This is a genomic window from Ferdinandcohnia sp. Marseille-Q9671, assembly GCF_976954385.1.
In genome coordinates, this window is the sequence record NZ_CDRJTA010000003.1 from 319467 (window position 1) to 336805 (window position 17339).

General features: G+C 37.1%; 17 protein-coding genes. 15 read left to right on the forward strand and 2 right to left on the reverse strand.

Going from position 1 to position 17339, the window contains the following annotated elements; genetic code table 11:
- Positions 1–632: 632 nt before the first annotated feature.
- Positions 633–2108, forward strand: coding sequence for a multicopper oxidase family protein (locus ACWNMY_RS14230; RefSeq protein ID WP_449538926.1), 1476 nt, complete (start codon positions 633–635; stop codon positions 2106–2108).
- Between the two features lie 107 nt (positions 2109–2215).
- Here the strand turns inward: ACWNMY_RS14230 and ahpF are convergent, their stop codons facing one another.
- Positions 2216–3796, reverse strand: coding sequence for an alkyl hydroperoxide reductase subunit F (ahpF, locus tag ACWNMY_RS14235; RefSeq protein WP_449538927.1), 1581 nt, complete (start codon positions 3794–3796; stop codon positions 2216–2218).
- A gap of 12 nt (positions 3797–3808) precedes the next feature.
- Complete coding sequence (gene ahpC, locus ACWNMY_RS14240) at positions 3809–4378, reverse strand: alkyl hydroperoxide reductase subunit C (protein ID WP_449538928.1); 570 nt, start codon at positions 4376–4378, stop codon at positions 3809–3811.
- A gap of 525 nt (positions 4379–4903) precedes the next feature.
- Here ahpC and ACWNMY_RS14245 point away from each other — a divergent pair.
- The 14 genes from ACWNMY_RS14245 (at position 4904) to ACWNMY_RS14310 (ending at position 17135) form a co-directional block, all read left to right on the forward strand.
- Complete coding sequence (locus ACWNMY_RS14245; protein WP_449538929.1) at positions 4904–5419, forward strand: DUF1456 family protein; 516 nt, start codon at positions 4904–4906, stop codon at positions 5417–5419.
- Positions 5420–5883: 464 nt separating this feature from the next.
- Positions 5884–7371 (forward strand): DUF1538 domain-containing protein, encoded by a 1488-nt coding sequence (locus ACWNMY_RS14250; protein ID WP_449539133.1) that lies wholly within the window; start codon positions 5884–5886, stop codon positions 7369–7371.
- Entirely contained in the window at positions 7361–8029 is a 669-nt protein-coding gene (locus tag ACWNMY_RS14255; protein WP_449538930.1) for a P-II family nitrogen regulator, read from the forward strand. Before ACWNMY_RS14250 ends, ACWNMY_RS14255 begins: the two co-directional genes overlap by 11 nt.
- Positions 8030–8474: 445 nt before the next feature.
- Complete coding sequence (locus ACWNMY_RS14260) at positions 8475–8702, forward strand: sulfurtransferase TusA family protein (protein WP_449538931.1); 228 nt, start codon at positions 8475–8477, stop codon at positions 8700–8702.
- Positions 8703–8723: 21 nt separating this feature from the next.
- The gene (locus ACWNMY_RS14265) at positions 8724–9203 is read left to right on the forward strand and encodes a DsrE/DsrF/DrsH-like family protein (protein WP_449538932.1); all 480 of its coding nucleotides are present in this window, start codon (positions 8724–8726) and stop codon (positions 9201–9203) included.
- Between the two features lie 23 nt (positions 9204–9226).
- Positions 9227–9586, forward strand: a complete 360-nt coding sequence (locus ACWNMY_RS14270) for a rhodanese-like domain-containing protein (RefSeq protein ID WP_449538933.1) — start codon at positions 9227–9229, stop codon at positions 9584–9586.
- Between the two features lie 22 nt (positions 9587–9608).
- On the forward strand, positions 9609–10187 hold the full coding sequence (locus ACWNMY_RS14275) for a sulfurtransferase TusA family protein (protein WP_449538934.1): 579 nt from the start codon (positions 9609–9611) through the stop codon (positions 10185–10187).
- Between the two features lie 57 nt (positions 10188–10244).
- On the forward strand, positions 10245–11372 hold the full coding sequence (locus tag ACWNMY_RS14280) for an MBL fold metallo-hydrolase (RefSeq protein ID WP_449538935.1): 1128 nt from the start codon (positions 10245–10247) through the stop codon (positions 11370–11372).
- Positions 11373–11406: 34 nt separating this feature from the next.
- Positions 11407–11634 (forward strand): sulfurtransferase TusA family protein, encoded by a 228-nt coding sequence (locus ACWNMY_RS14285; protein ID WP_449538936.1) that lies wholly within the window; start codon positions 11407–11409, stop codon positions 11632–11634.
- A gap of 55 nt (positions 11635–11689) precedes the next feature.
- Positions 11690–12466 carry a sulfite exporter TauE/SafE family protein gene (locus ACWNMY_RS14290; RefSeq protein ID WP_449538937.1) on the forward strand — a complete coding sequence of 259 codons (777 nt, stop codon included), beginning with the start codon at positions 11690–11692 and terminating at the stop codon, positions 12464–12466.
- 109 nt (positions 12467–12575) lie between these two features.
- Positions 12576–12935, forward strand: a complete 360-nt coding sequence (locus tag ACWNMY_RS14295; RefSeq protein ID WP_449538938.1) for a hypothetical protein — start codon at positions 12576–12578, stop codon at positions 12933–12935.
- Between the two features lie 34 nt (positions 12936–12969).
- A complete protein-coding gene (locus ACWNMY_RS14300) occupies positions 12970–13230 on the forward strand; it encodes a metal-sensitive transcriptional regulator (protein WP_449538939.1) in 261 nt (86 codons plus the stop codon).
- Between the two features lie 384 nt (positions 13231–13614).
- A complete protein-coding gene (locus ACWNMY_RS14305; protein WP_449538940.1) occupies positions 13615–14838 on the forward strand; it encodes a helix-turn-helix transcriptional regulator in 1224 nt (407 codons plus the stop codon).
- Positions 14839–15011: 173 nt separating this feature from the next.
- The gene (locus tag ACWNMY_RS14310) at positions 15012–17135 is read left to right on the forward strand and encodes a glycoside hydrolase family 3 protein (RefSeq protein ID WP_449538941.1); all 2124 of its coding nucleotides are present in this window, start codon (positions 15012–15014) and stop codon (positions 17133–17135) included.
- Positions 17136–17339: the final 204 nt, after the last annotated feature.

Below are 17339 nucleotides of genomic sequence, written 5' to 3' on the forward strand. Positions count from 1 at the left end.
GTACATTCACATTTTTTAAATAGGCTCTTTTCTAAAAGATTGTTGCTTTTATATAAAGTGCCAACTATGTTGATTGAAGAGGAAGGTGGCGACTCCTCGAAAATGTATTCACATTTTCTTCGTGCGTGGGTTATTTCAAGGAAGCTATTTCAAAGTCCTGCGGGAATAGCATGAGCCTTGAGACCCCGCAGGGAGCACGATTTTCGCTACCGAGGAGGCTCAAGCCATGCCCGCGGAAAGCGAGCGCCGGAACGGAGAACAACAGCCTGTTGAAAAGATTAAACACTTTATATCACTCAGACAGAAAAATAATTATAAAAAACACTTGACTACAGGTAAGAAAGCGTCCACCTGCAGCGGAAATCAACGGTGTAAAAAGCAACAAAGTTTGCGAAAACAGCCTTTAAATAAAATACGTTGTAACCATTTTTACGTAAAGCTTCAAATACAATTCTTTTGAATTTGGGGTTATTCTATTATCCCGCATGTAAATAAAATGTAGAAATGAGTTGCATTATGTGTCGATTTTATGACAAAATCAAAATTCTTAATGGACTGTGTAGAAACGGTAGTAAAATAGGCTAGAAACGATGAAACGATATAGCGGATTAGAGAGGAAGTTAAGGAAAAAGTTGAAATTATATCATAAATTTTTTGCAGTTTTAATTATTATGTTACTTGTGTTTAGTGCAGCAGGTTGCAGTAAAGATGAAGGCATAACAAATGTAGGTAAGGTAAAATTTGAGCAACCTTTAAAGATCCCGCCACTTCTCGAACCTACAATAGAACCTGATGGTACAAAAAACTTTACATTGAGCATGCAAACAGGAGAAACAGAATTGTTACCAGGTAAGATTGCGGAAACTTGGGGAATCAATGGTCCGTATTTAGGGCCAACAATAAGAGCTTCTCGTGGGGACAAGGTTTCTTTTAATGTCACAAATAATTTGGATGAACCTTCTACCCTACATTGGCACGGTATGAGATTACCAGCTGTGATGGATGGAGGTCCACATCAGATGGTTGATGCAGGAGAGACGTGGTCACCATATTGGACTATTGATCAACCGTCTGCAACCACATGGTACCATCCACACTTACATGGCAAAACGGCAGAGCATGTGTACCGTGGACTTGCAGGTATGTTTATTATTGATGATGAGGATTCCAAAAAGCTTCCTTCTGATTATGGTGTCGATGATATACCACTTATAATACAAGATAAGTTGTTTACGAGTGATGGTCAGCTTACAGAAAAAGAAGATGAGATATTTGGTACACTTGGTGATGAAATACTTGTAAACGGAACGTATGACCCTTTTCTTGAAGTTACGGCAAGTCAAGTTCGATTCCGTTTGCTTAATGGCTCAAATGCAAGAGCCTATCATTATGGATTTACCGATGGCAGATCTTTCAAACTTGTAGGAAACGATGCGGGGCTTTTACAAGAGCCAATCACAATGGATCGTATTATGTTGAGTCCAGGTGAACGAGCAGAAATCGTTGTTGAATTTGAACCAGGTGATGAAACGATTCTCCACAGTTATAGCGGAAACGCAGGTTTAGATAATGGGGAATTCGATTTGTTGAAGATAGTTGCAGCTTCTGAATTGATTGAATCAGCTCCAATTGATAACCAGCTATCAACCGTTCCACCAATTGAGGCTCCGGAGAATGCGAGAGTTCGTCAATTCAAATTAACGATGGAGAACAAGATTAATGACAAATTGATGGATATGTCTCGAATTGATGAGGTTGTACCTGCCGGTTCGACGGAAATATGGGAAATTAATAATTTTGGCTGGTCTCATAACTTTCATATTCATAATGCGGCATTCCGAGTGTTGGATATTAATGATAAGGAACCTGCAGAGTACGAAAGAGGAAGAAAAGATACCGTATTTATTCCAAACGGGTCAAAGGTTCGAATCGTTGTGGAATTCGGAGATCATGCCGACCCTTATCATCCACTTATGTATCACTGTCATTTATTGCGCCATGAAGATGATGGCATGATGGGCCAATTTCTACTGGTTGAACCTGGTACAGAATCGCAAGTACCAACTACACTACCAGATTCTGAAGAACAACATTATGATCATCACTAAATATGGTAAGACTAAAACTCGCTGCATATGGCGGGTTTTAGTTTTGCAAAAATGAATGAAAAAGTCCCTTTACTACCGGTTGGTAATAAAGGGACATGAATAATATTTTATTGACGTACAAGTGTTTTCTGGTCGGTTGCTTTTGTATCAGTATCCCAGTTGTTTCGGATGAGGTAGTCAAATGCGCTTAAGGACGCTGTTGCACCAGATCCCATAGAAATGATGATTTGCTTATATGGACTATTCGTACAGTCACCTGCAGCAAATACACCAGGGATATTCGTTGCACCATGGTTATCTACAACGATTTCACCAGTTCTTGTTCGTTCGATTGAATCACCAAGCCAATCGGTATTTGGTACAAGACCAATTTGAACAAATACACCTTGTAGCTCGATATGATGTTCTTTTTCAGTATCACGATCAACATAAGTAATACCATTAACTTTGTCAGTACCGGTAATTTCTTTTGTTTGGGCATTTTTAATAACCGTAACATTAGGAAGACTGAAAAGACGATCCTGAAGTACAGTGTCAGCTTTTAGCTCTGAATTATATTCAATTACTGTTACACTCTTCACGATACCTGCAAGGTCAATTGCAGCCTCAACACCAGAATTACCGCCACCAATTACAGCAACGTCTTTACCTGCAAACAATGGTCCATCACAATGTGGGCAATATGCTACACCTTTGTTTTTGAACTCCGCTTCACCTGGAACATTTACATTTCTCCAACGGGCACCAGTTGAAAGGATAACGGTTTTACTTTTTAAAATAGCACCGTTTTCTAATTCAATTTCTACGAAGTCTTTCTTTTCAATACGTTTCGCGCGCTGTAGGTTCATTACATCAACATCGTATTCTTTTACATGTTCTTCAAGGCTTGCTGCAAGCTTAGGTCCTTCAGTGTACTTAACACTGATAAAGTTCTCAATGCCAAGTGTATCCATAATTTGGCCGCCAAAGCGTTCAGCAACAATACCAGTACGAATGCCTTTACGTGCTGCATAGATTGCTGCACTTGCACCAGCAGGTCCGCCCCCAACAACTAGAACATCGAATGGATCTTTTTCAGCAAACTCTGATGCATCTGGAGTACTTCCTACTTTTGAAAGGATTTCCTCTAATGACATACGACCGCTGCCAAATGAATTCCCATTTAGAAATACAGTTGGTACTGCCATGATATCTTTGCTTTCAATTTCTTCTTTAAAAGCAGCACCGTCAATCATTGTATGTGTAATGCCTGGGTTAAGTACACTCATTACGTTTAATGCTTGTACAACATCAGGACAGTTGTGGCAACTTAGACTAATATAAGATTCAAAGTGATAGTTGCCCTTAATGTTCTTAATCTGATCAATAAGCTTTTGATCAACCTTTGGAGCTCTTCCGCTTACCTGTAAGAGAGCCAAGACTAATGATGTAAATTCATGTCCAAGAGGAATACCAGCAAAAGTTATACCAGTATCTTCACCTATACGATTCACACTAAAACTAGGTGTTCTCTCCAACGTGGATTTCTCAACCTTAATTTTAGATGACATGGCTGTCAACTCATCAACGAGTGACAACATGTCCTTTGATACATCATCGGAGCCAGCGCTAACTTTAAGCAGAATATCGTTTTCTAAAAGCTGAAGATATTGGTTCAATTGTTGCTTAATATCAGCATCTAATACCATTTATAGCACCCCTTAAATTTTACCGACAAGGTCTAGACTTGGCTTAAGAGTTTCGCCGCCTTCTTCCCATTTAGCCGGGCATACTTCACCTGGATTGTTACGAACATATTGTGCAGCTTTGATCTTGTTAACAAGAGTACTTGCATCACGGCCAATACCACCAGCATTAATTTCAAGTGCTTGTACAACACCGTCTGGATCAATGATGAAAGTTCCGCGATCTGCAAGACCTGCTTCTTCGTCTAGTACGTCGAAGATACGTGTAATTCTTTGTGAAGGGTCACCGATCATAATATACTGAAGTTTGCTGATTGCATCTGAATGATCATGCCATGCCTTATGTGTAAAATGAGTATCTGTAGATACAGAATAAACTTCAACACCTAATTCTTTTAATGTTGCATATTGGTTTTGAAGATCCTCAAGTTCAGTAGGACAAACGAATGTAAAATCAGCTGGGTAAAAGCAAAAAATACTCCATTGGCCTTTTAAATTTTCTTGAGAAACCTCAATGAATTCACCTGAACCTGCATGGTATGCTTGTGCTGTGAATGGTTGTACTTCTTTTCCTATAAGTGACATAGTAAATTCCTCCAAATTGTTATTATTTAAAAATAGATTATTAGTATTATTGACTAAAAAATCTATAATTATTACTTGTTTATACTAATTATTATATAGACAATGAATTTTATGTCAATGGAATTGGCTTAGTTATTATTATTCAATAGTAATCTTTTCACATAGTTATCACAAAAGAAATGCTCACCCGTTTTTATGGATGAGGGTGGGTTAGCATAGTACACGAAATATAGTATTTACAACTAAATCGTCACTATTCTGTGAAATATTGTAAAAGATATTTCAATGTACACGTGCCTTCTATGTTGACCTTGATTTATCTATTTTGTATAGTGAGATAAGTGAATTTACACAATATAATCGTGTTTTCCTACATACTACTTTATTCTGAATTTATTATTCGTGATGTATGCTATGTATAGCAAATAATACAATAAGAAAAATTAATGATATAAACGGGGACGATTTTTATGCTTAAAATAAGTAGCAAAAAACGTCCCTGTTCCATTTAGCGGAGGGTTAAAAATGAATAATAATGATATTTTAATTAGGCTAAGATATGCATTAGATATAAAGGACATTGATATGGTGAGAATTTTTAATTTAGGTGGCATAGACGTAACAATTGACGATGTGAAAAAAATCCTCACAAAACCAAAGGACGATTATGATTATGAGGATGACGATGATTTTGACTTTGAGGAAGATGAGGATATAATACATATCAATAATAGGGACCTAGAGCTATTTTTAAATGGCTTCATTACCTTTAAAAGAGGAAAGCAAGATCCAAAACCTGGTCAGCCTGAAAGACCACCACTCTCTAAAGAACCAGTGAATAACATTCTCCTCAAGAAATTAAAAATAGCACTTAGCTTAACTACCGAGGATATCATTGAGATACTAGACGAAGCAGGAGTAAGGATTACGAAAAGTGAATTAGGTGCGTTGTTACGAAAAAAAGGACATAAGAATTACATGGAATGTGGCGATAGGTATGCTAGGAATTTCTTAAAAGGGCTGGCTTTAAGATATAGATAAAGAAATATTGTTAATCATAAAAGCAAAAAAACTAAACGTACCTAATTTGACCTCGGAAGTTTGTTCTCCCGAGGTCTTTTTATTTGGACTTCAATAAGATTGTCTTACACCCACCATATCTATTTAAGAATAAAGGTAGGGCTTTTATTCTTATCAGCATCTAGTAACCTATTAAATATTTATTAATTCAAGAAGTGAATGAATACTTCGTAACCTTTCTCCTACAACTTTTATAAAACCATTAAAAAAAATTAAAAAATAAAAGTCTTATCAATTGAGATGTTACATAATATCAAATAAAATATAGTTAAGTAACATTACATTGTGATTTATTCCGTGTTAATTATTTTCAATATTAAGTCTCTTTCAGATGGAGGTAACTAGTCCATCTGTAATTATCGAGACTGAAAGTAATAAAGTTTGATAGATATATTTAATATAGAAAGGAATGATTTAAATTGAACGTGTTAGCTGCAAAATTAAAAGAAGTACTGTATGCCGTAATTCCTATAACAGTGATGGTATTGATTTTAAACTTTACCTTAGCCCCTCTAGATTCAATGTTACTTATCAGGTTCATTATTGGAGCCATCGTGATTATCGTGGGATTATCCATTTTTTTATTTGGTGTAGATATCGGGATCACACCTATTGGTCAAACAATGGGAAAAGGAATAGCTAAATCAAATAAAATCTTGATTGTGATCGGAGCCGGATTGTTACTAGGATTTTTCATCTCTATTGCCGAACCCGATCTACACATTTTAGCAGGTCAGGTTGATTTAGTTACGTCAGGGTTAATCTCCAAAACAAGTATTGTGATTGTCGTTTCGATAGGTATTGGAGCGTTAATTGCATTAGGGCTTGCTAGAATTGTGTACAATGTTCCATTGTATAAGATACTTTCTATTTTGTACTTCATCATCTTAGTTCTCGCCTTATTTACTTCTCCAGAATTTTTAGCCATCTCCTTTGATGCATCAGGTGCGACAACGGGTGCGTTAACCGTCCCATTTATATTAGCACTTGCATTAGGCGTTTCCACACTTAAGAAGGATAGCAAAGCCTCTGAAAAAGATAGTTTTGGCCTTGTTGCCATTGCATCAACTGGAGCTATTATCGCTGTTATGATTATGAATATTATTATGAAAACAGATAAGATTTCAGGAAGTCTAGAACCACATGATGAGGGTTCACTTTCAATATTTGGTCCATTTTTTCACGAAATCCCAATCATAGCTCAAGAAATTATCATGGCCCTTGTACCTATGTTGGTGATTTTCCTTGTATTTCAAAAGATTTCATTTAAAATGTCAAGAAAGGCAGTTAGAAAAATTTTAGTTGGTATCTTCTTTACTTTTGTGGGGCTTGTCTTGTTTTTAGTTGGTGTAAATGCTGGCTTTATGCAAGTTGGAACTTCTATAGGATATTCTATCGCATCCTTAGATAATAAAGCATACGTTGTAATTATAGCTTTTGTCCTTGGGATAGTGACAATACTCGCAGAACCAGCGGTGCATGTATTAACACATCAGATTGAAGATGTTACAAGTGGATATGTGAGAAGAAAAGTCGTGATGTTTTCACTTTGTATTGGAGTGGGCCTTGCGGTAGCCTTATCTATGGTCAGAATACTAATCCCCGAACTTCAATTATGGCATTATCTATTGCCAGGATATCTTATTGCAATAGCTATGACGTATTTCGTACCAAAGTTATTCGTTGGGATTGCTTTCGATTCAGGGGGGGTTGCTTCCGGCCCAATGACGGCAACCTTCATTTTGGCATTCGTACAGGGTGCGGCGGAGGCGATCGACGGGGCAAATGTACTAATTGACGGATTTGGAATGATTGCCATGGTAGCATTAACTCCACTTATTACATTGCAGATTGTAGGTTTTGTCTTTAAATATAAATCAAGAAAAGGAGGCATGGTGAAGGATGTCCATTGATTCTGAAATTACCGAATTAGAACTAGTTTGTGTAATTGTTGACTTCGGATTAGGAAGTAAGGTAGTACAAACTGCTAAGAAACATGGTATTTCAGGTGGAACAGTATTGTTGGGAAAAGGTACAATAAAAAGCCGCCTCTTGGAATTATTAGCGATAAATGACGTTCGGAAAGAGATTGTCATCATGATTTCAAATAAAATGACGGCAATTCAAGCAATCGAACAACTTGATAAAAAGTTTAAATTTATTAAAAAACATCATGGCATCGCATTTACTATACCAGTGTGTACAGTAATTGGAGCTAGCAGTCATAAAGAAATACATGATAATCACGGAAGCGGGGTGGCGAACAGCATGTATCATGCAATCACGGTAATTGTGGAAAAGGGAAATGGTGAGGACGTTATTGATGCTGCAACCGAAGCGGGTTCGAAGGGCGGAACGATTATAAATGGAAGAGGATCAGGGATTCATGAAACGAGCAAATTATTTGCTATGGATATAGAGCCTGAAAAAGAAATTGTATTAATCCTCTCTGAAACAACTGGTACAGAAGAAATTGTAACCTCAATTAGAAAAAGGCTGAAAATTGATGAGCCAGGAAACGGAATCATTTTTATTCAGGATGTTAGTAGCACGTATGGGTTATATAAGTAGTAGAAGGCTCGGTTACAATCCGAGCCTCCAGACTGTTGACAAACGCTCGCATACTGCGTTGCTTGCCTCTCTCGTCCGCTCATGAAGGTAACTTCTATTCGCGTCTTCGATCGACTGCGCGCCTTGTCTGACAACCGTTTTCAAGACAGTCTGGGGAAAGTAATTTCTTTTTAGATATACTGTGAAAAATCGTGTAGACAAAGTCAGTACTGACTTTGTCTACACTCTGAAGGCTCGGTTACAATCCGAGCCTCTTTTTATTGCGGTTGTCTATTATAAATGCACATTTTCCAACTTACGTGTTGACAATATACCTACTGGGGTATATTATAAGTCTTGTGAGTGTAATCACACCACTAAACACTAACTGGGTGACACCCATTTTTATTTTTAAATCTTAATATACCTATAGGGGTAATGGTAAAAAAGCTTGGAGGAATGCAAAATGAACATAGATAAAGTAGTAGATGCTAAGGGCTTAGCTTGTCCAATGCCAATCGTAAAAACAAAGAAGGCAATCGACGGACTTGAGCCTGGTCAGATAGTAGAAGTTCTTGCAACTGATAAAGGTGCAAAAAGTGATCTTACAGCTTGGACCGCATCTACTGGACATGAACTAGTGAATATCAAAGAAGAAAACGACATTCTAAAGTTTTACATTAAAAAAGGATAATAAAAGGGAGGAAAATAGATAATGACTGAAACAAAAAAAACGACTATCGTATTATTTAGTGGAGATTATGACAAAGCAATGGCTGCTTATATCATTGCAAATGGTGCGGCTGCTTATGATCATGAAGTTACCATCTTCCACACGTTCTGGGGATTAAATGCATTACGTAAAGATGAGGACATGAAGATCGACAAAGGCTTCATTGAAAAAATGTTTGCGAAAATGATGCCAAAAGGAGCAAATAAGCTCGGCCTTTCAAAAATGAATATGGCTGGTATGGGACCTAAGATGATTAAGGATGTTATAAAGAAGCATAATGCTCTTACATTGCCACAGCTTATTGAAATGGCTCAAGAACAAGATATTAAACTTGTAGCATGTACGATGACGATGGATTTACTTGGTTTAAAAGAAGAAGAATTGTTAGATAACATTGAATTAGCGGGAGTCGCTGCATATTTAGCAGATGCCGAAGATGGGAATGTAAACTTATTTATCTAAATTCAAAGTAGGGGGAATTGCACATGGATTATATCAATTATATCCTCTTTGCACTAATTGTGATTTTTATCGTACAACGTTTTATTCCAACAAAAGGAATTCGTAATATAACAACTGCAGAACTCAAAAGTGAATTAACGAAAAAAGAGAAACAATTTATTGATGTTCGTACGCCTGGGGAGTTCAAGGGCTACCATATTAAAGGGTTTAAAAATATGCCACTTCATCAGCTTTCTCAAAAGGCAAATGAACTTTCTAAGGAGAAAGAGGTAGTTGTGATTTGCCAAAGTGGTATGAGAAGTCAAAAAGCAAGTAAACTACTAAAAAAATTGGGCTTTAAAAATATAACAAATGTAAAAGGCGGAGTAAGCGCCTGGAGATAATTAATTTGTAGGAGGTACGAAAATGGAATCATTAAAAACGAATCATATGTTAGATGCAAAGGGATTAGCATGCCCAATGCCAATTGTTAAGACAAAAAAGGCAATCAATCATTTAGAAGGCGGTCAGGTTTTAGAAGTTCAAGCTACTGATAAAGGATCAAAAGCAGATCTCAAAGCCTGGGCTGAGAGTACTGGTCATCAATACCTTGGAACGATAGAAGAGGGAGAAGTATTAAAGCATTATATTCGTAAAGCAAGTGGTGAAGAAGCTATAGAAAAGAATCATTCTGCTGTTGTTTCGAATGAGGAATTAGAAACTACTATCGCATCTGGGAAAGAAATTCTTGTACTTGATGTACGCGAAGCAGCTGAATATGCGTTCAATCATATACCAGGAGCAATCTCCATTCCATTAGGAGAATTAGAAGAAAGAGTCAATGAACTAAAAAAAGATCAAGAAATCTATGTTGTATGCCGTACTGGCAGCCGAAGTGATTTAGCGTCTCAAAAATTAACAGAAAAGGGCTTTACAAATGTCATTAATGTTGTTCCAGGAATGAGTAAATGGTCAGGAGAAACAACTGGTGTAACAAATAAATAAGCTTAAATATCATAAAAATTTTTAAGTTAAAATATACGGTAGGGGGTAATTTTAGAAATGACAGTTCATGTAATGACTTCAAAAGATGTCACCAAAAAGGTATTCGATAAAAAACCACTATTTATTTTAGATGTGCGTAATGAGAGTGATTTTAATGATTGGAAAATTGAAGGGCATAACTTTGACTATTTCAATATTCCTTATTTTGAATTACTAGATGGTGTTGAAGAAATTCTTGAAAAACTACCTAAGGATAAAGATATTCTTGTTGTTTGTGCGAAAGAGGGATCTTCTATCATGGTTGCAGAAATGCTTTCGGAGGCGGGTCTCACTGTTTCCTACCTTAAGGGTGGAATGAAGGCTTGGAGTGAGCATTTAGAGCCAGTTAAAGTAGGTGATTTAAAAGATGGAGGAGAGGTCTATCAGTTCGTACGAATTGGAAAAGGCTGTCTTTCATATATGGTCGTCTCAAATGGCGAAGCAGCCATTATTGATGCAACACGTATGACTGATATATATCTTGATTTCGCGGCAAGTATTGATGCGAAGATCACACATGTTTTTGATACTCATTTACATGCCGACCATATTTCGGGTGGAAGAAAGATTGCTCAACATACAAATGCAACTTATTGGTTACCGCCTAAAGATGCAACAGAAGTAACATTTGAGTATGCAGCTTTAGAGGGTGGTCAGGATGTAATGATCGGAAATACAACTATTACTATTCAAGCCTTGTATTCCCCTGGTCACACAATTGGTTCAACCTCATTCGTTGTGGATGAGAAATACCTACTATCAGGTGATATCTTGTTCATTGATTCAATCGGAAGACCTGACCTTGCGGGATTAGCACAAGATTGGGTAGGAGATCTAAGGGAAACTCTTTACAATCGCTATAGAGATTTATCAAATGAACTAATCGTGTTACCAGCACACTTCATGATCATAGACGAACTAAATGAGGATGGAAGTGTATCTGAAAAGTTAGGAACACTGTTTGCGAAAAACCATGGTCTTACCATTGAAGACGAAGCTGAATTTAGAAAAATGGTAACTGAAAGTCTACCACCACAGCCAAATGCATATCAAGAAATTCGTGAAACCAATATGGGGAAGATTTCTCCAGATGACGAACAACAACGTGAAATGGAAATTGGACCAAACCGCTGTGCGGTTCGTTAATAAAAATTACTTTTTAAACGGAGGCAATGAACGTATGGATATAGCAAAAGTGTTAGATGCAAAAGGACTCGCATGTCCTATGCCGATTGTAAAAACGAAAAAAGCAATGAATGATTTAGAGTCAGGTGACATTCTAGAAATTCATGCAACTGATAAAGGTGCTAAAAATGATCTATCTGCTTGGGCTAAGTCAGGTGGTCATGAACTAGTTAAGCATGAAGAAGAAAATGATGTACTGAAGTTCTGGATTAAAAAGGGCTAAACAATAAGGGGACCACTACTGGTTCCCTTTTCCTTAGAAGGAGGCTAACGAAACCATGGATTTTGCATTTATCATTACAATCTTTTTAATCGGTTTTATCGGTTCCTACATTTCGGGTATGTTAGGTATCGGTGGATCCATAATTAAATATCCGATGCTATTATATATTCCACCTCTATTTGGGGTAGCTGCTTTTAGTGCACATGAAGTATCAGGAATCAGTGCGGTCCAAGTATTCTTTGCAACCATAGGTGGAGTATGGGCTTACCGTAAGGGTGGCTATTTGAATAAAACACTTATTTTATATATGGGGATAAGCATATTGATTGGTAGTTTTGTTGGTGGGTTTGGATCAAAATATATGTCAGAAGGTGGCATTAATGTGGTGTATGGTTTACTAGCATTAATAGCTGCTGTCATGATGTTTGTTCCAAAGAAAAATGTGGATGATATCCCGTTTGACCAAGTTGTATTTAATAAATGGCTAGCCGCAACCCTTGCCTTAATTGTGGGGGTAGGTGCAGGGATTGTAGGAGCAGCAGGTGCATTCTTACTTGTCCCGATTATGCTCGTTGTTCTTAAAATCCCGACAAGAATGACAATTGCCTCTTCATTAGCTATTACATTTATCTCTTCAATCGGGTCTACTATTGGAAAAATTACAACTGGCCAAGTAGAGTATGTGCCAGCGGTAATCATGATTGTGGCAAGTTTAATCGCATCACCACTAGGAGCGATTGCAGGTAAGAAAATGAATACGAAAGTATTACAAATTATCCTTGCAGTTTTAATTGCTGCTACTGCTAGTAAGATTTGGATGGATATTCTGTAAAATAACAAAATAGTATAATGTCAAAGATAGTTACTTGTTTATTTTAATACCCAAATGGGTATAAAATGTATCTATAGGTGTTTCCTTACTTATTATAATGGAGGGTTTTATGCTATTGATTTTGCTTAGTCTTTTGATACTATTTGTATTATGGGAATTATATAAGAGATACTCTCCTGTATTTGGAATACACTACAAGGACGCATTAACAGTTGATACAACGAATATTGAGGTTATAGACGTAAGAGACTATAATATTTCATACAAAGATGTAATAGAAAACTCTCTAAATATACCTGTGGCATATTTAGAAAGATACTGTTATGAAATTCCTGAGAAGCAAGTTCATGTTGTTGCAGCAACAAAACTAGAAAGAAATATTGCAATAAGAATTCTTAAACGTAATGGATTTCAAGTTAGTGGATACACAGTAAGCGGCGATTGTTTGCTAACTAAACAATGTGAGTAAAAGGTACATTCCCTACTAGAAAGGGGGCTATTTTATGAATTACGATGAAAAGATGAAAAACCGAGTCAAACGAATTGAAGGACAATTACGCGGTATATTACGCATGATGGAAGAAAACAAGGACTGTAAGGATGTAATCACCCAGTTATCAGCAGCCCGAACTGCGATTGATCGTACGATTGGTGTCGTGGTTAGCTCAAACCTAGTTGCATGTGTACGTGATGCTGATGAAAAAGGTGAAAATACAGAGGAACTAGTTAAAGAAGCAGTCGAATTACTTGTTAAGAGTAGATAAGAGACCTTAGATGGTCACTTCAGACTGTTGACAAACGCTCGCATACTGCGTTGCTTGCCTCTCTCGTCCGCTCATGAAGGTAACTTCTATTCGCGTCTTCGATCGACTGCGCGCCTTGTCTGACAACCGTTTTCAAGACAGTCTGGGGAAAGTAATTTCTTTTTAGATATACTGTGAAAAATCGTGTAGACAAAGTCAGTACTGACTTTGTCTACACTCTGAAGAGACCTTAGATGGTCTCTTTATTTTGGATGGAATTACTAACAGAAGTAGAAGGAATGCATGAACGAACATGTATGAATAACTAGGCTAGCCCCAGTTGGTTGTCCTTTTATATATTTGCTATGATGTACATATCCAAATTAGTAGGAGTAGGTTTGTAAAATGGACGAGCTTTTGAGCAAATGTTGGTTAATTAAGAATACGTTTCATATAGATGTACAGGTGATTGATGAACACTTTCAGACCGTTTTTCACATTTCAAATGACAATGATCCCCTCATAATCTCTGATGCCCAAAAAATAATGCTTCAAGAGCTTCTAGTTACATTAAAAGAGTCTCCAACCAATAGCTTTTGTTTTCATACAAATTCTTTTCAACTTTCGTATCTTGCCGTGCCTTTATATGAAGAAGATGTTTTTAGAGGAATTGTTTCGGTTGGCCCCTTCTTAAATGAAAAGGTTACGGATGATTTTATCTGGAATATATTGAAAAGCAATGACCTTGAGCATACATGGATAAAACCACTTACAACTTTCTATCAATCATTAGCGTATTTAGCACATTACTATCTAGCGGTTGGCGATTTGTTAGTGAATATCTTCAAACACCCTCATGTAGAATCACATATAGTAACGGTAAAAAATCGTAATGCTCAGCATCACTCAACTATACAGCCACAGGATTTTGATGAGAGTGGTTTTGATATTAAAATGAGGTATGAGAAAGAAAAGATCCTTTTACATTACATTGAGGTAGGCGATAAGGAAAATGCAATAAAAGCAATGATAGAGTTTACGGGTGATTTTTTATATAGAGTTCCAGGTAATCCTTTGCGTGCGAAAAAAAATATCACTCTCTCATTAAATACGATGATGAGGATGGCTTCGGCTAGAGGCGGGGTTGAGCCACAATATGTACATGCAATATCAGATAAATTCGCACGTAAGATTGAAGAGTCTGTGGCAATGTCAGATTTAGATTCGATTGCTCTCAGTATGATAGAAGAATATTGTGAAGCAGTTCAGAATTTTGCTGTTAAAGGTCATAGTTCAATCGTAAGGAAGGCATTAGTGTATATAAATCTTTACTTCAAGGAACCCATTAGCCTACAAATGATAGCAGATGAAATTGGAGTGAATAGATCCTATCTTGCAAAGAAATTCAAAAGTGAAATGAATATAAGTGTTGTCGACTATATTCATAAAAAGAGAATAGAGGAGGCTACCTTCTTACTTGGGCAAGGGCGGTTATCGATTACCGAAATTGGGATAGAAGTAGGGTTTAGCAGCTATAACTACTTTTGTAAAGTCTTTAAAGAAGTAAAAGGCATGACAGCAACGGAGTATAGGGAAGGCATACACAAAGAAGAACAGGCGCATGATTAATTCATGTGCTTATTTTCGTTAGTGTATTTCATCCAAAAGAAATAAATCATGAGTATGTACCCAATATTATATAAAAGTCAGCAATAATGGGTGTGGAAAGCGTGTGAAGTTGATAATATAAAACATGAGTACTAGGGACCATACTAATAGTTGGCACCAAAGGAGGCATTCAATTGCAACATAATGAAAAGCAACCCAATTTAGAAGTTAGAGTAAAGAATATCATTGAAGTTAATGATTTGAAATTTAAAGATTTAAATAACAACGGAAAGCTCGATCCTTATGAGGATTGGCGCTTGAGTCCCAAAGAACGTGCCGAAAACCTTGTTTCATTAATGAACATAGATGAAAAGATCGGTATGATGCTTATTAATACCCGTAGAATGGGTCTTTCACAAGAAGATAAGAGCAAAACGAGTCATGATGGAGTGCTAGACGAAGCGATTGTTGAAAAAGGTGAAAACATTTTTGCTATCTCAAAAATGTATGGAACAACTCATACTATTGAAAACATGCACTTACGCCATTTTATTTTAAGAGATAACTTTAGCCCGGCTGAAATGGCTGAATGGATAAATAAGATGAATGAAGTAGCTGAAGGAACACGCCTTGGTATCCCAGTCATCATTGCATCAAACTCAAGAAATGAGAACGCAGAACCAGTCTTCGGTATGAATGATGCAGCAGGGATTTTTTCTACTTGGCCAGGAACATTAGGGCTTGCTGCAGCAGCACAAGGGGATATTAAAAACGGTGGCGATGCATCATTAATTAGCCAATTTGCCGAAATCGCACGCAAAGAGTGGGATGCGACTGGTATAAGAAAAGGGTATATGTATATGGCCGATGTGGTGACAGACCCAAGATGGCAACGTACATATGGTACATTCGGTGAAGATCCTGAATTTATTTCAGATGCAATTGGTAGAATTATTGATGAATTCCAAGGAGAAACACTTGGAAAGCATAGTATCGCTATGACTACGAAGCATTTCCCAGGCGGTGGAGCGAGAGAGAACGGGTTTGACCCCCATTATGAAGAAGGAAAATGGAATCTATATCCTACACCAGGAAGCTTAGAGAAGTACCATTTACCTCCATTTAGAGCAGCAGTCGAACATGGTACATCTTCTATCATGCCGTATTATTCAATTCCTAGCATTAAGAAGAGTGTAGTACAAGAATTCGAGGGAGAAGACATCCCATTCGAAGAAGTTGGTTTTACATTTAACCACTATTTCTTACAACATATTCTTCGTGGAGAACTTGGATTCAAAGGCTATATCAATAGTGACAGTGGAATTGTTAATAAAATGAGCTGGGGTATGGAAAATAGCAGTGAAGCAGAACGCTTTGCAAAAGCTATTAATGCAGGTACAGACCTAGTAGCCGATACGAACGATATAGAAAATCTTAAAATGGCGATCAGCAAAGGTTGGATTAGCGAAAAACGTATCAACGAAGCAAATGTAAGACTGCTAACAGAAATGTTTACCCTTGGTCTATTTGATGACCGCACGTACAATGCACCGGAAAAAGCTACGGAGGTTATTGGTACATCTGAACATTGGGATGCTGCATATGAGGCACATAAAAAATCTGTAACTGTACTTAAGAACTCGGATCAAACTTTGCCTTTAACACCTGCTAAGTTAGAAGGTAAAAAGGTTTATGTGGAAGCATTCCATAAGGAACAAGGGAAAGCAGATAAATTCACGAAGCAAGCGAGAAGCCAAGCAGAAGACCTTGGACTATTTACCTTAACAGATAACTATGAAGAAGCAGATACAGCTATTTTATTTTTACATCCGAAGTCAGGTGCCTATTTCAATGCAACACCAGGACTGTTAGAGCTTGAGTTATGTGAAGATAAGGTGAACAGTGCATTAGATGGTGCTTTATATCATGAGACAACATTAACTGGTATGAATCACCTAAGAGAAGTAGCAGACAATATCCATAGCCGCGGTGGAAAAGTAATCATGAGCGTGAATTTCGTATTACCATGGATTCTTGGAAATATTGAACCTATGGCAGATGCTCTAATCGCTGGATACGACACATTCTTTAATGCACAATTCGAGGTAATGGCAGGAAACTACCAACCAACAGGTGTATTACCTTTAACATTACCAGCAAGTGAAGAAGTAATTGCTGTTTATCAAAATGGTGAAAGTGTATCAAGAAACGACGTACCAGGTTATGACAAAGATAAATACATGCCAGCAGGACTAAGCTATGCCTATAAGGATAGCGATGGTAATGTATACAAACTTGGTCATGGATTAAGATATTAATTAAAAAAAGACGTCAAACGTATTCTATGTTTGGCGTTTTTTTGTAGCGTATTCAACTAAAAAAACTTCAAGTACTTTTGAAGTCCATGGTACTGATTGGTAATCAGTGTGTAGATGTATAAGGTAAAAAGTATATAAAAGCCGATAGGACTGTGTAAGAATCCTTTATGTTCAGTAAGAAGCACTGAGTTGAAAATTTTCCTC

Coding starts and splice junctions, on each gene's coding strand:
- ahpF (WP_449538927.1), bottom strand. CDS start 3,796: ATGGTATTAGATGCTGATATTAAGCAACAATTGAACCAATATCTTCAG.
- ahpC (WP_449538928.1), bottom strand. CDS start 4,378: ATGTCACTTATAGGAAAAGAAGTACAACCATTCACAGCACAAGCATAC.
- ACWNMY_RS14245 (WP_449538929.1), top strand. CDS start 4,904: ATGAATAATAATGATATTTTAATTAGGCTAAGATATGCATTAGATATA.
- ACWNMY_RS14255 (WP_449538930.1), top strand. CDS start 7,361: ATGTCCATTGATTCTGAAATTACCGAATTAGAACTAGTTTGTGTAATT.
- ACWNMY_RS14260 (WP_449538931.1), top strand. CDS start 8,475: ATGAACATAGATAAAGTAGTAGATGCTAAGGGCTTAGCTTGTCCAATG.
- ACWNMY_RS14265 (WP_449538932.1), top strand. CDS start 8,724: ATGACTGAAACAAAAAAAACGACTATCGTATTATTTAGTGGAGATTAT.
- ACWNMY_RS14270 (WP_449538933.1), top strand. CDS start 9,227: ATGGATTATATCAATTATATCCTCTTTGCACTAATTGTGATTTTTATC.
- ACWNMY_RS14275 (WP_449538934.1), top strand. CDS start 9,609: ATGGAATCATTAAAAACGAATCATATGTTAGATGCAAAGGGATTAGCA.
- ACWNMY_RS14280 (WP_449538935.1), top strand. CDS start 10,245: ATGACAGTTCATGTAATGACTTCAAAAGATGTCACCAAAAAGGTATTC.
- ACWNMY_RS14285 (WP_449538936.1), top strand. CDS start 11,407: ATGGATATAGCAAAAGTGTTAGATGCAAAAGGACTCGCATGTCCTATG.
- ACWNMY_RS14290 (WP_449538937.1), top strand. CDS start 11,690: ATGGATTTTGCATTTATCATTACAATCTTTTTAATCGGTTTTATCGGT.
- ACWNMY_RS14295 (WP_449538938.1), top strand. CDS start 12,576: ATGCTATTGATTTTGCTTAGTCTTTTGATACTATTTGTATTATGGGAA.
- ACWNMY_RS14300 (WP_449538939.1), top strand. CDS start 12,970: ATGAATTACGATGAAAAGATGAAAAACCGAGTCAAACGAATTGAAGGA.
- ACWNMY_RS14305 (WP_449538940.1), top strand. CDS start 13,615: ATGGACGAGCTTTTGAGCAAATGTTGGTTAATTAAGAATACGTTTCAT.